The organism is Lysobacter tyrosinilyticus, from assembly GCF_054779815.1.
Genome location: NZ_BAAGXN010000014.1, coordinates 164,704 through 178,703, shown reverse-complemented (window position 1 = coordinate 178,703; position 14,000 = coordinate 164,704). Strand labels below are relative to the sequence as shown.

General features: G+C 64.9%; 12 protein-coding genes. 9 read left to right on the top strand and 3 right to left on the bottom strand.

Annotated features, from left to right (window positions below; translation table 11 throughout):
• Positions 1–209: 209 nt before the first annotated feature.
• The 5 genes from ACYVGK_RS17240 (at position 210) to ACYVGK_RS17220 (ending at position 8,970) form a co-directional block, all read left to right on the top strand.
• Positions 210–350, top strand: coding sequence for a hypothetical protein (locus ACYVGK_RS17240; protein ID WP_460735956.1), 141 nt, complete (start codon positions 210–212; stop codon positions 348–350).
• A gap of 174 nt (positions 351–524) precedes the next feature.
• Positions 525–2,726 (top strand): M12 family metallo-peptidase, encoded by a 2,202-nt coding sequence (locus ACYVGK_RS17235; protein ID WP_460735954.1) that lies wholly within the window; start codon positions 525–527, stop codon positions 2,724–2,726.
• A 90-nt stretch (positions 2,727–2,816) separates the two neighbouring features.
• Positions 2,817–4,838, top strand: a complete 2,022-nt coding sequence (locus ACYVGK_RS17230) for a proprotein convertase P-domain-containing protein (protein WP_460735952.1) — start codon at positions 2,817–2,819, stop codon at positions 4,836–4,838.
• A 302-nt stretch (positions 4,839–5,140) separates the two neighbouring features.
• Complete coding sequence (locus tag ACYVGK_RS17225) at positions 5,141–7,222, top strand: S8 family peptidase (protein WP_460735950.1); 2,082 nt, start codon at positions 5,141–5,143, stop codon at positions 7,220–7,222.
• Between the two features lie 80 nt (positions 7,223–7,302).
• Positions 7,303–8,970 carry a trypsin-like serine peptidase gene (locus ACYVGK_RS17220; protein WP_460735948.1) on the top strand — a complete coding sequence of 556 codons (1,668 nt, stop codon included), beginning with the start codon at positions 7,303–7,305 and terminating at the stop codon, positions 8,968–8,970.
• Positions 8,971–9,198: 228 nt separating this feature from the next.
• Here ACYVGK_RS17220 and ACYVGK_RS17215 read toward each other — a convergent pair whose 3' ends face one another.
• The 3 genes from ACYVGK_RS17215 to wrbA form a co-directional block, all read right to left on the bottom strand.
• Positions 9,199–9,684 (bottom strand): asparaginase domain-containing protein, encoded by a 486-nt coding sequence (locus ACYVGK_RS17215; RefSeq protein WP_460735946.1) that lies wholly within the window; start codon positions 9,682–9,684, stop codon positions 9,199–9,201.
• Between the two features lie 193 nt (positions 9,685–9,877).
• Positions 9,878–10,228: a DUF2069 domain-containing protein gene (locus ACYVGK_RS17210; protein WP_460735944.1), complete on the bottom strand. Its 351-nt coding sequence runs from the start codon at positions 10,226–10,228 to the stop codon at positions 9,878–9,880.
• The gene (wrbA, locus tag ACYVGK_RS17205; protein WP_460735942.1) at positions 10,225–10,815 is read right to left on the bottom strand and encodes an NAD(P)H:quinone oxidoreductase; all 591 of its coding nucleotides are present in this window, start codon (positions 10,813–10,815) and stop codon (positions 10,225–10,227) included. The genes ACYVGK_RS17210 and wrbA overlap by 4 nt, the downstream gene beginning before the upstream one ends.
• Positions 10,816–11,252: 437 nt before the next feature.
• Here wrbA and ACYVGK_RS17200 point away from each other — a divergent pair, with 437 nt between their 5' ends.
• The 4 genes from ACYVGK_RS17200 to ACYVGK_RS17185 are packed head-to-tail and all read left to right on the top strand — an operon-like array spanning position 11,253 to position 13,823.
• On the top strand, positions 11,253–12,521 hold the full coding sequence (locus tag ACYVGK_RS17200; protein WP_460735941.1) for a YihY family inner membrane protein: 1,269 nt from the start codon (positions 11,253–11,255) through the stop codon (positions 12,519–12,521).
• 4 nt (positions 12,522–12,525) lie between these two features.
• A complete protein-coding gene (locus tag ACYVGK_RS17195) occupies positions 12,526–13,119 on the top strand; it encodes a TlpA family protein disulfide reductase (protein ID WP_460735940.1) in 594 nt (197 codons plus the stop codon).
• Between the two features lie 34 nt (positions 13,120–13,153).
• On the top strand, positions 13,154–13,423 hold the full coding sequence (locus tag ACYVGK_RS17190; RefSeq protein WP_460735938.1) for an acylphosphatase: 270 nt from the start codon (positions 13,154–13,156) through the stop codon (positions 13,421–13,423).
• Positions 13,424–13,436: 13 nt separating this feature from the next.
• The gene (locus ACYVGK_RS17185) at positions 13,437–13,823 is read left to right on the top strand and encodes a DUF488 domain-containing protein (protein ID WP_460735936.1); all 387 of its coding nucleotides are present in this window, start codon (positions 13,437–13,439) and stop codon (positions 13,821–13,823) included.
• Positions 13,824–14,000: the final 177 nt, after the last annotated feature.

The following is a 14,000-nucleotide window of genomic DNA, read 5'->3' as shown; positions in this document are numbered from 1 at the left end:
TTGTGTGACTCACGTAGCAACACAACGCCCCGGTGCAAGCCGGGGCGTTTTTTTCGACAAACGGGGGTGGGGAGGAATTCCGCCCACTACGTCATCTGTTCGTAACAAGCATCAACAGTTGGATGCGCCGGGCCACGCGTCGCGCTGTCTCCGCAGTCCTCCCCTTGGGGAAGGACGTCCACCATCGTTGTATCCATGAGGATGTTCCGATGTCTGTTGCTTCGAACGGCAGTATTCGTCTCCATGCGCTCGCCGCGGCCACCGTGCTGGCGCTCTCCGCAGTTTCCGAGCCGGCCTTCGCCGGACGCGCCGATCTTTCCGGCCTGCAGACCGTTCTAAGCGCGACGTAGTGAAGCATCACGCAGCCCTGGCTACGGTCGGGGCGGCGGTTCGAGAGACAGGCCTGCTCTTCGTCGATCGTTTTGTTGCGATCGAGTGGCGACGCGCGCAAGCCATGAGTTGGCCAGAAAGATCTGTCGCGCAGTAGTGCTATCCCATTCAATGCACACGGAGTCGTAAAGCGCATGAAACGTAATTTCATGAATTGCCTCATCGCCGTCGGCGCGCTCGCGCTGTCCGGCACGGCCTTGGCCGGTAAGCCGTTGTTCGTCGGACAAGCCCAGCCCAATGCCACCGCGGCGAAGGCCGCCACCGCGCTGGCCGGCCGCCAGCCCACGCTCGGCATGCGTGTCATGCGCGCCGACGCCAACGTGGTCAGCAAGGACAATCGAGAAATCCAGCTCGATCTGGGCACCCACCTGGTCAATGCCGTCCTCGACAAGGCGCAGACCACGCCCACGGGTAGCCTCGTGTGGTCGGGCCATCTGAAAGAAGCCAAGGCACGTCCGCTGACCAGTCACGAGACCGGTCGCGACGAGCTCAACTCGGCCACCTTCGTCCGTCGTGGCAACGGCATCACCGGCGACGTGCGCGTCAATGGCCGCCTGTTCCGCATCCGCCCGCTGCCGGACGGCACCCATGCGGTGATCGAAGTCGACGACAGCAAGATGCCGCCGGATCACCCGCAATCGTTCTATCAGCGTCAGGGCAAGGCGAACTATGACCTGATGCGTACCGCCGCAGGCACGACCGCCACCGCGACTGCCGTTGGCGACACCACCATTCGCGTGATGGTCTATGCGACGCCGCAAGCGATCACCGCCTACAGCGGCGACATGCAGGCGCTGGTGGAACTGGCCGTGGCCGAGAGCAACACCGGCTACGCCAACTCCAACGTCGGCATCAACATGGTGCTGGCCGGCTATCACGTCGCGACCGGTTACACCGAGTCGACCAACTGGGATACCAACGTCACGCGTTGGGCCGGCAAGACCGACGGCTACATCGATGACGCGCATGCCCAGCGCGATACCGACAAGGCCGACGTCAACGTGCTGATCTTCAACCAGAGCGCGTATTGCGGCGAAGCGTCGGGTCTGCCCGCCACCGAAGCTACGGCGTTCGCCGTCGTGTACTGGGATTGCGCCACCGGCTACTACAGCTTCGCGCACGAAATCGGCCACCTGGAAGGTGCGCGCCACGATCCCGCCAACGATCCGACCAACACGCCGTACGCCTACGGTCACGGCTACCAGTACATGCCGGCTACCGGCACGTCCTGGCGCACGATCATGGCGTACAACTGCACGCCGTCGTGCACGCGCATCAACTACTGGTCGAACCCGGATGTGAGCTACGGCGGCGTGCCGATGGGTACCGCGGACAAGAACGACAACGCCCGCGTGCTGCGCACGACCAAGGCGACGGTTGCTGCGTTCCGTCCGGAACCGGGCGCCAACAATGCGCCGGTTGCCAACTTCAGCTTCAGCACGTCCGGCCTGACCGCGTCCTTCACCGACAGCTCCACCGACAGCGATGGCAGCATCGCTTCGCGTAGCTGGAATTTCGGCGACGGCACGACCTCGACCGCGACCAGCCCGAGCAAGACCTATTCCGCCGCCGGTACCTACAGCGTCGCGCTGACGGTCACCGACAACGGTGGCGCCACCAACACCATCACCAAGTCGGTCACCGTGACGTCCACGCCGGGCAACGTGCTGACCAAGGGTGTGGCGGCTACGGGCCTGTCGGCCGCGGCCGGCGGCTATGTGAAGTACACGATGGTGGTGCCGGCTGGCGCGACCAACCTGACCTTCACCACCTCCGGCGGTACCGGTGATGCGGACATGTACGTCAAGTTCGGCAGCGAGCCGACCGACAGCGTGTACGACTGCCGTCCGTACAAGTCGGGCAATGCCGAATCGTGCACCTTCGCGACTCCGTCGGCGGGTACGTACTACATCAACCTGAAGGCGTTCTCGGCGTTCTCGGCCGTGAGCCTGCTCGGTGATTACTCCGCCGCGTGCACCAGCAACTGCGTGCAGACCTACACCAACGCCGGCGACTACAACATCCCGGACAACAACGCGACCGGCATCACCAGCCCGATCACCGTCTCGGGCCGCAGCGGCAATGCGTCGAGCACTGCGTCGATCTCGGTGAATGTCGTCCACACCTATGTCGGCGACATCAAGCTGGACCTGATCGCTCCGGACGGCACGGTCTACAACCTGCGCAGCAACACCGGCGGCAGCGCCGACAACATCGTCGAGAGCTACACCAAGAACCTCTCGACCGAAGCGTTGAACGGCACCTGGAGCCTCAAGGCGGCCGACAACGCCAGCCAGGACACCGGCTACATCAACAGCTGGAGCATCACGTTCTGATCGCGTGATGAGTAAGTGCAACAAGCAACCCTGGCTTCGGCTGGGGTTGCTGCTTTTCAACTGGATGAAACCCAACCTTAAGGAAGAACCGTGAACAGAAAGCTCAGCACTGCACTGTTGTTGGCTCTATCCGTTGGCGCCGCGTCGATCGGCACCGCTAACGCAGCACCGGGCGCGCATCGTCCGGCTTCGTTCGGCCACGCCAAGCTCTCGCACCTGAGTGGTGTCGAACTGCGGCAGATGCCGGCGGTGAATGTCGCCGCGCTCCGGGCCGAAGACGCACGCAATCTCGGCCACATCGGCCCGCGTCGCTTCGCCAAGGCGCTGTCGGTCAACATGACCCCGCTGGACGCCGGCGATTGGGAAGAACTCGACGCCGACAACATGGTCTGGCGCCTGCGCGTTGCCTCGAAGGGCGCGAAGTCGCTCAACTTCGGCTTCAGCCAGTACCACATGCCTGCCGGCGGCCATCTGCTGGTGTATCCGGCGCAGCAGTCGACGAACGACTTCCGTACGCTCAACGAGTACACCGCCGCCGACAACAAGGCGGGCGGTCAGCTGTGGACCGCGATCATTCCGGGCAGCGAAGCCGTGATCGAAGCCGTGGTGCCGCGCGCCAAGGTTGGCGAATTCAAGCTGCGCCTGAGCAAGGTCAACCACGACTACCTCGGCTTCCTGAATGTCGCCAAGGACGACAAGATCGGCGGCGACACCTCCGGTGCCTGCAACGTCGACGTGGCCTGTCCGGATGGCGATGGTCATCGCGATCAGATCCGTGGCGTGGGCGCGTACACGCGCGCTGGCGTCGACTACTGCAGCGGTTCGCTGATCAACAACAGCGCCAACAACCGCAAGATGTACTTCCTCACCGCCAATCACTGCTCGATGAACACGGCGGCGGATGCGGCGAGCATCGTGGTGTACTGGAACTTCCAGAACACCTTCTGCCGCACCCCGGGCAGCGCCGCCAGCGGCGGCGTGGGCGATGGCCGTCTCGACCAGAACCAGAGCGGTGCGCAGTTCCGCGCGACGTCGGCGACGTCCGACTTCACCCTGCTCGAACTCGATACCGCCGCGAATCCGGCCTACAACCTGTACTGGAGCGGTTGGGATCGCAGCACCGGTGACTTCTCCGGCGCGATCGGTATCCATCATCCGGCGGTAGCGGAAAAACGGATCAGCATTGCTACTGCCGCGACCACGACCACCAGCTACAACAACCCCTCGGTGCCGGGTAACGGCAGCCACATCCATGTGTTCTGGCAGGCCACGGGTGGCATCACCGAAGGCGGTTCGTCGGGCTCGCCGCTGTTCTCGCCGCAGAACCGCATCATCGGCCAGCTGCATGGTGGTCCGTCGTCGTGCAGCGCTACCGGCGCCAATCGCAGCGACTACTACGGTCGTTTGTCGATGTCCTGGGCGGGCGGCGGCACCAACGCGACGCGCCTGAGCAACTGGCTGGATCCGTCCGCTACTGGTGCAATGACGCTCGATGGCCTCGACAGCAGCACGGGCGGCAACACCGCGCCGGTGGCCAACTTCAGCGTCGCCACCTCGGGACTGACCGCGAACTTCACCGACAGCTCGACCGACAGCGACGGCACCATCGCCTCGCGTTCGTGGAACTTCGGTGACGGCACCACCTCGACGGCCACCAACCCGAGCAAGACCTACACCGCCGCGGGTACCTACACCGTCACGCTCACGGTCACCGACAACGGTGGTGCGACCAACACCAAGACCCAGTCGGTCACCGTCTCGACGGGTGGCGTGCAGACCTACACCAACACCACCGACTACGCGATCAACGACAACGCCACGGTCGACAGCCCGATCACGGTCTCCGGCCGCACGGGCAATGCTCCGACCAATGCATCGGTCACCGTCGCTATCGTGCATACCTACATCGGCGATCTGAAGGTCGACCTGGTGGCGCCGGATGGTTCGCTCTACAACATCCATAACCACACCGGCTCGAGCACCGACAACATCAACAAGACGGTCACGCTGAACCTGTCGACCGAGGCGCTCAACGGCACGTGGAAGCTGCGCGTGAACGACAACGCCAATGCCGACACCGGCAAGATCGACAGCTGGAGCATCACGTTCTAATCGATCCGGTTCATTCCGATCGGCACTACCCACAACCCCGGCTCAGGCCGGGGTTGTTCTTTCTGGGGCCCGCAACCACGCCAGGAGCGGGGCGCGAGCCGTCTTCACGGCGGCTGAACCTCGCTGCGCTAGCGTCTGCCGGCCGTCGGCATGAGCTGCGGCACGTGCGCCGATGAGGGAGGCGTCCGACGGGCGCTCAGGCGCAGGGGCAATCGAAGCAAGCACAACGGCGGCGAATGGGCTGCGCCGTCCTCCTGTCATCCATCACAGTCGAGGGTCTGAACGTGAAAAGGAATCCACGCTTGCATGCTTTGTTCGTCGCTACTTCGCTCGTGCTGGCCGGCACCGCGGCCGCGGGTGAGTTCCGCACCAACGACCATCCCGTACGCGGCCAATACATCGTCGTCCTGAAAGACGAGGCGGCCGCCTTGTCCCAGGAACATTCCGGGCGTCCGTCCGTCGCCAGCATGGCCGGCACCCTGGCGCGCCGTCATGGCGCCACGCTCAAACACAGCTACAACACCGTGCTGCGCGGCTTCGTCGTGCACGCCTCGGATGCGGCGCTCGCCCGGCTGGTTGCCGACCCGGCCGTTGCCTACGTCGAAGAAGATGGCGAGGTACACGTCTCCGCCACGCAGAACAACGCCACCTGGGGCATCGACCGCATCGACCAGCGCGACTTGCCGCTGAGCACCACCTACACCTACGACACCACCGCGTCCGGCGTGCACGCCTACATCATCGACACAGGTATGCGCCTGACCCACAGCGAGTTCAGCGGACGCGTGGGCAACGGCTTCGACGCCGTCACCAGTGGCGGCAACGCTACGGATTGCCACGGGCACGGCACGCATGTCGCCGGCACCGTCGGCGGCACGACCTGGGGTGTGGCCAAGGGCGTGACCCTGCATCCGGTGCGCGTGCTCGACTGCAATGGCTCGGGCAGCGACTCGGGCGTGATCGCGGGCATGGACTGGGTCGCCAACAACCGCGCGCTGCCGGCCGTCGCCAACATGAGTCTGGGCGGTGGCGCTTCGCAGTCGCTCGATGACGCGGTCCAGCGTCTGACCAACGCGGGCGTCACGATCGCCGTCGCGGCCGGCAACGACAATTCCGACGCCTGCAATTACTCGCCTGCGCGTGCGGCTTCGGCGATCACGGTCGGTTCGACGACGAGTTCGGATGCGCGTTCATCGTTCTCCAACTACGGCACCTGCCTCGACATCTTCGGGCCTGGCTCCTCGATCACCTCGTCGTGGAATACCGGTGACACCGCCAGCAACACCATCAGCGGCACGTCGATGGCCTCGCCGCACGTGGCCGGTGTCGCCGCGCTGTATCTCGCGGTCAATCCGAGTGCGACGCCGAGCCAGGTCACCGCGGCGCTCACCAACAACGCCACGCCCAACAAGGTCACCAGTCCGGGCACGGGTTCGCCGAACAAACTGCTGTATTCGCTGTTCGGTGGCGGCGGCAACGTCGCGCCGATCGCGAACTTCAGCTTCACCACCAGCAGCCTGACGGTGAACTTCACCGACAGCTCCACCGACAGCGACGGCACGATCGTGTCGCGCAGCTGGAACTTCGGCGACGGCGGCACATCCACCGCGACCAACCCGAGCCACACCTACGCGGCGGCCGGAAACTACACCGTCAGCCTGACGGTTACCGACAACGGCGGTGCGACCAACACCAAGACGTCCAGCGTCACCGTCGGTAGCGGCGGCAACGTGCTGACCAATGGCGTACCAGTGGGCAGCATCTCGGGCGCGGCCGGAAGCCAGCAGTTCTGGACCATGAACGTGCCCGCCGGCGCGACCAACCTGAAGTTCGTCACCAGCGGCGGCAGCGGGGATGCGGACCTGTACGTGAAGTTCGGTTCCGCGCCGACCACCAGCAGTTACGACTGCCGTTCGTGGGGCAGCACCAATGCCGAAACCTGCAACATCACCATCGCACAGGCAGGCACCTATCACGTGCTGATCAATGGCTATGCGGCGTTCTCGGGGCTGAGCCTCACCGGCAGCTACACCACCGGCGGCGGCCAGACCTACAGCAACACCACCGACTATCCGATCAACGACAACAGCACGGTGGAAAGCCCGATCACCGTCTCCGGTCGCAGCGGCAATGCGCCCGCGAGCACGCCGGTCGCGGTGAACATCGTGCACACCTACATCGGTGACCTGAAGGTCGACCTGGTCGCGCCGGACGGCAGCATCTACACGCTGCACAACCACAGCGGCGGCAGCGCCGACAACATCAACCAGACCTACAACGTGAATCTGTCGACCGAGGCGTTGAACGGAACCTGGAAGCTGCGCGTCAACGACAACGCCAACCTGGATACCGGCTACATCAACAGCTGGAGCATCACGTTCTGATCCATAGCAGGGCCGCGCCAGGCCTCGTCCCGCTTTGCGGGGCGGGGCCTGGCTTTTTCACTCAAGGGAAGGAGTAAACGATGAAACGACTCGCTTGTTCGATCGCGCTGGCTGTCCTTTCGATTGGTGTTGCCCACGCGGCGGGTGCCGCGCGTCCCGCCGCGTTCGATCATCCGCTCGGTAGTCTCGACACCGTCGACCAGCGCATCATGCCGGCCGTCGACGTCACCCGTTTGCATACCGAAGACGTGCAGCGTGAAGCCCGCGACCTACCGCCGCGTTTCGCGCAACCGATGGCCGTGGACCTGACGCCGCAGAACGCCGGTCGTTGGGAAGCGCTCGATGCCGACCACATGGTCTGGCGTCTGCGCGTGCAATCGCACGGTGCGCTGTCGCTCAATTTCGGCTTCAGCGAATACCACATGCCGCAGGGCGGGCGGATGCTGATCTACCCGGCCGGACTGACGCGCAATGATGTTGACGTCGACATGGGCCTGGTGCGTGCGTTCACCGCGGCGGACAACGAAGAGCACGGACAGCTGTGGACACCGGTCGTGCCGGGCAGCCAGGCGGTGATCGAAGTCGTGGTGCCGCGCGCCAAGGTCGGCGAATTGAAATTACGGCTTGGTACTGTGGGTCACGACTATCGCGGCTTCGGCAATCTCGCGCGCGAACTGAAGGTGACACCGGAAGGCACCTCGGGCAGCTGCAATGTCGACACGGTATGCCCTGAAGGCGACAACCACCGCGAGCAGATCCGCTCGGTGGCGGTGATTTCCACTGGCGGCAGCCTGTTCTGCACCGGCAGTCTGGTGAATAACACCGCGGGCGACGGCAAGCTGCTGTTCCTCACCGCCAACCACTGCGGCATCAACAGCAGCAATGCCGCCTCGCTGGTGACGTACTGGAATTACCAGAACTCCACCTGCCGCGTGGTCGGCAGTGCGCAGAACGGCCAGGACGGCGACGGCACGCTCAACCAGTTCCTCACCGGTTCGCTGTTCCGCGCCGGTTATGCGAACTCGGACTTCACCCTGGTCGAGCTCGACGATCCCGCGCCGGCGGCGTACGGGCTGTATCTCGCGGGCTGGGATCGCCGCTCCACCGATTTCACCAGTGCGACCGGCATCCACCATCCCAACGTGGCGGAAAAGCGCATCAGCCACTCGTACACCAATACGACGACCACCAGCTACAACAATGCCAACGTGCCCGGCGATGGCACGCACATCCATGTGTTCTGGACGCCGGGAATCGGGGTTACGGAGCCGGGATCTTCCGGTTCGCCGCTGTATTCGCCGGAGAAGCGCGTGATCGGCCAGCTGCACGGCGGGCCGTCCTCGTGCACGGCCAGCGACAAGAGCGACTACTACGGCCGCTTGTCAGTGTCATGGGCCGGTGGCGGCGCCAATGCCTCGCGCCTTAGCACCTGGCTGGATCCGACGAACACCGGCGTGCAGTTCATCGATGGTCGCGAAGCGGGTGGCGGCGGTGGCGGTGGCACACCGCCGACCTCGCTGGCGGCGACGAGCAGCCGAGTAAAGAGCACGCTGACCGTCAACTTGGGCTGGAGCAACGGCAGCGGTACGAACGTCGACGTCTATCGCGATGCGAGCGTCATTGCCACCACCGCGAATGACGGCAGCTACACGGATAGCGTCCGCGTGCGCAAGAGCGGCAGCTTCACCTACAAGGTCTGCAATGCCGGTACCGCGGAATGCTCGAATACCGTGACGGTGAATTACTGAGGTCCCAAACGCATCGCGGCTGCCGAGGCAGCCGCGATGCGGTGGCAGGAAAGGCGCAGCCGGTCATGCCCAAGTTCTTTCGTCATCCCGGCGCAAGCCGGGATCCAGCCTTTGGCGCCACTCCGCAACTACGAAAGCAACAGCAGGAGCTGGATGATCAGCCTTCGGCTGCTGTAAAGCGCCTCCGGCTTGCGCCGGGATGACGATTTGGGATTCTTCAGCGTTGCCTCAGATCGCTTCGAAGCGATTGGCCGCCACGTTCTTGCGCACCTTCGACGGATCCCACACGCGGCCGTTCATCGCGATGTACACGCCCGGCGGCAGCGACTGCACCGCACCGACCGCGCAACCGACGTTGAATTCCGCATCCGAGCCGCGGAAGCGCGCCGGGCTCAGCGCGCCGGTGAGCACGATGGTCTTGTCGGTGAGCGAGGCCAGCACCTTGGCGGTTTCCACCATGGTGTCGGTGCCGTGCGTGACCAGCACGTGCTTCGCCGGCTGCGCGGCGATGGCGGCGCGGATCAGTTCGCGGTCTTCTGCACTGATGTGGAGCGAGTCCTTGCGAATGATCGGGATCACGTTGAACTGGAAGGCCACGCCGAGCTCGCGCAGGATGCTGCCGATCTGCGGTTCGCCGATCTGGTAGTCGGACTTGTCGTCGAAGTAGATCTTGTCGATCGTGCCGCCGGTGGTGACGACGCAGAGCTGGTCCATGGGAATGCGGTGCTGTGGGGCAGGGGGGCCAATTGTAGGCCCGCCCGCCATCAACCCTAAATGCCGATATCGCTACAGCCCAGGCTATTGGCTTTGTAGAGCGGAGCTTGCTCCGCTGCTCTTCGGCCGCTGACCCGCAAGGCAGCGGAGCAAGCTCCGCTCTACAAAGCGGGTTCGCCTGGCCAGGGGGCTCCTATGCTTTCGGCTTCGAGAACCTTGCCTTCAGCCCCGGAAGACTGGCCGCAAACACGATCGCCAGCGCCAGCACGACCTCCAGCGTGGCAAACAGACGCTCCGGCGGTCGGGTGTACGCCACCATGACCCCGTGGCTGAACCAGCCCAGCGCCAGCACCCCGGCCCAGAAGCCGGCCAGGCGCCAGCCGCGCAGCGCCGCCATCGCCAACACTGCCGCCGGCAGCGCGAACACCAGCAGCGCCGCCAACGCCGAGGTCGTACCGCCGAACCACATCAGATACACGCCGGTAAGCGCGATCAGCGCAACGATCAGCACGCGACGGGCGAGGGAGCCGGAAAATACGTTCATGCGAGCCTCGAAGCGATCATGGCAAGGCGGCGGCCGAGCGCGCGAGCCAGAGCGGCTTCCTCGTCGCTGGGCTGCGGATCGTCCTGCAGGCCGGAGACGTGGCTGGCGCCATAGGGCGTGCCGCCGCTGCGCGTCGTATTGAGTGCGGCTTCGGTATAGGGAATGCCGACCAGCACGCAGCCGTGATGCAGCAACGGTACCTGCATCGACAGCAGCGTGGCCTCGTTGCCGCCGTGCATGGTCGACGTTGAAGTGAAAACCGCCGCCGGTTTGCCCACCAGCGTGCCGCTGGCCCACTCGCTGCCCAGGCCGTCGATGAAATGCTTCATCGGTGCGGCCATGTTGCCGAAGCGGGTCGGGCTGCCGATCGCCAGGCCGACGCAGTCGACCAGATCCTGCTTGTCCACGTAGGGCGCACCGTCCTCGGGGACCGGTGGCGCTGCCTGCTGGGTCACCGCCGCGACCGGTGGCACCGTGCGCAGACGGGCCTGCATGCCGTCGACCTCCTCGATGCCGCGCGCGATCAGTCGCGCCAAGCGTGCCACGGAGCCACCGCGGCTGTAGTAGAGGACAAGGATCTCGGGCATTGCTTGGGGTTCCTGGAATCAGGGCGAAAGCGTAACAGCGTGCGATGGTTTTTCACGGCATAGCAGTCTGCGTGGCTGTTCTCCCTCCTTTTCGCCGAAGGCAGTGAGGCGGAGCGTTTACGCGCCACTGGCGCGTGCTTGGACGAACGCCCGTCGGCTATGCCGACGGGCAGGGAGGGCCGGGGAGGGGTGCTTTTGCCTTTGTCGTTGCTGTTTTCAGCGATTAGCCAGCAACAGCAAAGGCAAAAGCACCCCCTCCCAACCAGCCGGCCATCGGGCATGGCCCGATGGCGTTCGTCGCAATGCGCGCCAGTGGCGCGCAAACGTTGCTCCTCACCCCCTGCGCTGCGCGCAAGGGAGGGGTAAAAGCGCGCAGCGTACACAGCGCAGCGTCATCATCAGCAAACCTCCCCGTCGCATCGGTTACCCTCCGCCGCATGGAGCCGCTCGATTCCCTCAATCGCTGGATGGACCGCATACGCGATCGCGCGCGGATCAAGACGTTCTTCCGCTTCCTTGGCAAGCGATTCCTCGCCGATCGCCTGTTCGAGGCCGCGGGTGCGCTGTCCTACACCACCGTGTTCGCGCTTGTGCCGCTGTCCACGGTGGTGTTCGGCGTGCTGGCGGCGTTTCCGGTGTTCGGCGAGTGGAGCAACCAGCTCAGCGATTACGTTTTCGCCAACTTCGTCCCCTCTGCGGCGCGTTCGGTCGAGTCGGAGCTGCGCAAGTTCTCCGAGAATGCCAGCACGCTTACCGCCGCCGGCGTGATCGGCCTGGTGCTGTCGCTGCTGATCACGCTCAACGGCATCGAGACCGCGTTCAACCGCATCTGGCGGGTGAAGTCGGCCCGGCCCAAGTTCAGCCGCTTCCTGGTCTATTGGACGGTGTTCACGCTGGGTGCGTTGATGGCCGCGGCGAGCCTGGCCATCTCGGCGAAGTTCTTCGCGATGTCGGTGTTCCGGACCACCGCCGGCAGCATCCTGCAGGAGATGCTGCTGCGGGTGGCTCCGATGGCGATCGAGTTCGTCGCCATTGCCGCAATCTACAAGGTCGTCCCGCACCGCACTATTCAATGGCGCCATGCCATCGCCGGCGCTCTGCTCGCGACGGCTGTGTTCGAAGTGGTGAAGTGGGGCCTGAGCCTGTACCTGGGCAGCTTCGGTTCCTACTCGAAGATCTACGGCGCGCTGGCCGCCGCACCAATTCTGCTGCTGTGGATCTATTTCAGCTGGGTCTCGGTGTTGCTGGGCGCGTCGTTCGCGTCGGCGATTTCCGCCTTCCGTTACCAGCCCGTCGCGATGCGCCTGCCGGTGGGCTACGAGATGTACGGCCTGATCCGACTGCTGGCCCGCTTCAACGAAGCGCGCAAGCGGGGCCGCGGCCTGCACAGCGATCAGATCCAGCATATGGAACCCATGCTCACCGACGGTCTGGTGCAGCAGATGCTCGCGCAACTGTGCGAGATCAACGTGGTGCGGCGTGCCGAAGACGGCGAGTGGCTGCTGGCGCGCGATCTGGACGAACTCAGCATGGCCGAGCTCTACGAAGCCTGTCAGCTGCGCATCCCGATCGCCGAAGCGCATCTGCCGTGCCGCGAGGATTCGCTGGGGCACGCCGCGGTCGCTGCGATGGACGAACTGCGCCTGCCGCTGCGCGACCTGCTCAAACGCCGTGTTTCCACCATTCATGCCGATAACGAGGATTGATTCGATGCGTCTGCGTTCGCTCGCCCTGCTGCCGCTTACCTCCGCGCTGATGCTCGCCGCGTGCAAGCCCGCGCAGGCGCCCACGCCGGAGCAGGCCGCGCCGCCGGTCGCGACTACGCCGGCACCGGCTCCCGCGGAACAGCCGGCCGTTGCGCAGGCCGCGACGACCGATGCCGAGTTCCCGACCCTGCAGGTCACCACCCTCGACGGCAAGGCGTACGATCTGGCCCAGCACCGCGGCAAATGGGTGGTGGTGAATTTCTGGGCGACCTGGTGCAAGCCGTGTGTAACCGAAATGCCCGACCTGTCTGCACTGGATGCCATGCGCGATCACATCGAGGTGCTCGGTCTGGCGTATGACGACACCGATCCGAAGGACATCCGCGCGTTCCTCCAGGAGCACCCGGTGGTATTCCCGATCGCGATCGTCGACACCTTCGATCCGCCCAAGGCCTTCGCCACCCCGCGTGGCTTGCCGACGACCTATCTGATCGGACCCGACGGCAAGCTGGTGAAGAAGTTCATGGCGCCGATCAGCGCCGCGGATATCGAAGGCGCGATTGCCGCGGCGGGCGGACCCAAACCCAAGGCCGGTTGAACACAATCGATTGCAGCAAGCCGGGAGCAGTGTCATGAAAGCCGTGCGTTTCCTCATCGGTGGCAAGGTGCAGGGTGTGTGGTTCCGCGCCAGCGCCCGCGATCAGGCGGTCGCGCTGAACCTGCGCGGCTTCGCGCGAAATCTCACCGACGGACGCGTCGAAGTACTGGCGGCCGGCGATGACGATGCCGTCGAACAGCTGGCGCAGTGGCTACGCTTCGGTCCTGAATTGGCGCACGTCGACGAGCTGGAGCGGATCGAGACCGAGGAAGAGATCGACTACGACGGTTTCGAGATCCGCTGAGCGAAGACTGGTCATGGCCGTACGCGTCGTCCGCCTCGGAACCCCACGTGCCCAGGGCGAAGGCCTGCGCATCGGCACCGTGCGCAGACCGCCGCGCGGCGTGCCCAGGGAGAAGTTCGCGTCGGAGAACTGGTACGACGTCTGGTTTCCCAACCTAGCGCCGAGCCTGGAAACCATGAAGCAAGCGCAGGCCGCGGAAACGCCGGCGCAATGGAACGCCTTCGTGCGCAAGTACCGCGCCGAGATGGCCACGCCGGAAAGCAGTCACGCCATCGCGCTGCTGGCGGCGCTGTCGCAGCACACCGATTTTTCGGTCGGCTGTTACTGCGAGGACGAATCGCACTGCCACCGCTCGATCCTGCGCGAGCTGCTGGCGGCGCAGGGTGCGAAGTTTGCTTGAGGCAAGGCCGAGCCTGCCCCTTGCTTCTGCCTTGTAGAGCGGAGCTTGCTCCGCTGCTCTTCTCGGGCTGGCCTGCAAAGGCAGCGGAGCAAGCTCCGCTCTACAAAGACGAGGCAGCGCCGCGCCTGCGCGGTGCGCCCTTCCTGACAAGCAAAAGCGCGCCGAGCAGGCTTGCGC

Bases quoted from the DNA above. Each gene is read 5' to 3' on its own strand.
- ACYVGK_RS17220 (WP_460735948.1), top strand. From the start codon at position 7,303: ATGAAACGACTCGCTTGTTCGATCGCGCTGGCTGTCCTTTCGATTGGT.
- ACYVGK_RS17200 (WP_460735941.1), top strand. From the start codon at position 11,253: ATGGAGCCGCTCGATTCCCTCAATCGCTGGATGGACCGCATACGCGAT.
- ACYVGK_RS17195 (WP_460735940.1), top strand. From the start codon at position 12,526: ATGCGTCTGCGTTCGCTCGCCCTGCTGCCGCTTACCTCCGCGCTGATG.
- ACYVGK_RS17235 (WP_460735954.1), top strand. From the start codon at position 525: ATGAAACGTAATTTCATGAATTGCCTCATCGCCGTCGGCGCGCTCGCG.
- wrbA (WP_460735942.1), bottom strand. From the start codon at position 10,815: ATGCCCGAGATCCTTGTCCTCTACTACAGCCGCGGTGGCTCCGTGGCA.
- ACYVGK_RS17215 (WP_460735946.1), bottom strand. From the start codon at position 9,684: ATGGACCAGCTCTGCGTCGTCACCACCGGCGGCACGATCGACAAGATC.
- ACYVGK_RS17240 (WP_460735956.1), top strand. From the start codon at position 210: ATGTCTGTTGCTTCGAACGGCAGTATTCGTCTCCATGCGCTCGCCGCG.
- ACYVGK_RS17185 (WP_460735936.1), top strand. From the start codon at position 13,437: ATGGCCGTACGCGTCGTCCGCCTCGGAACCCCACGTGCCCAGGGCGAA.
- ACYVGK_RS17190 (WP_460735938.1), top strand. From the start codon at position 13,154: ATGAAAGCCGTGCGTTTCCTCATCGGTGGCAAGGTGCAGGGTGTGTGG.
- ACYVGK_RS17210 (WP_460735944.1), bottom strand. From the start codon at position 10,228: ATGAACGTATTTTCCGGCTCCCTCGCCCGTCGCGTGCTGATCGTTGCG.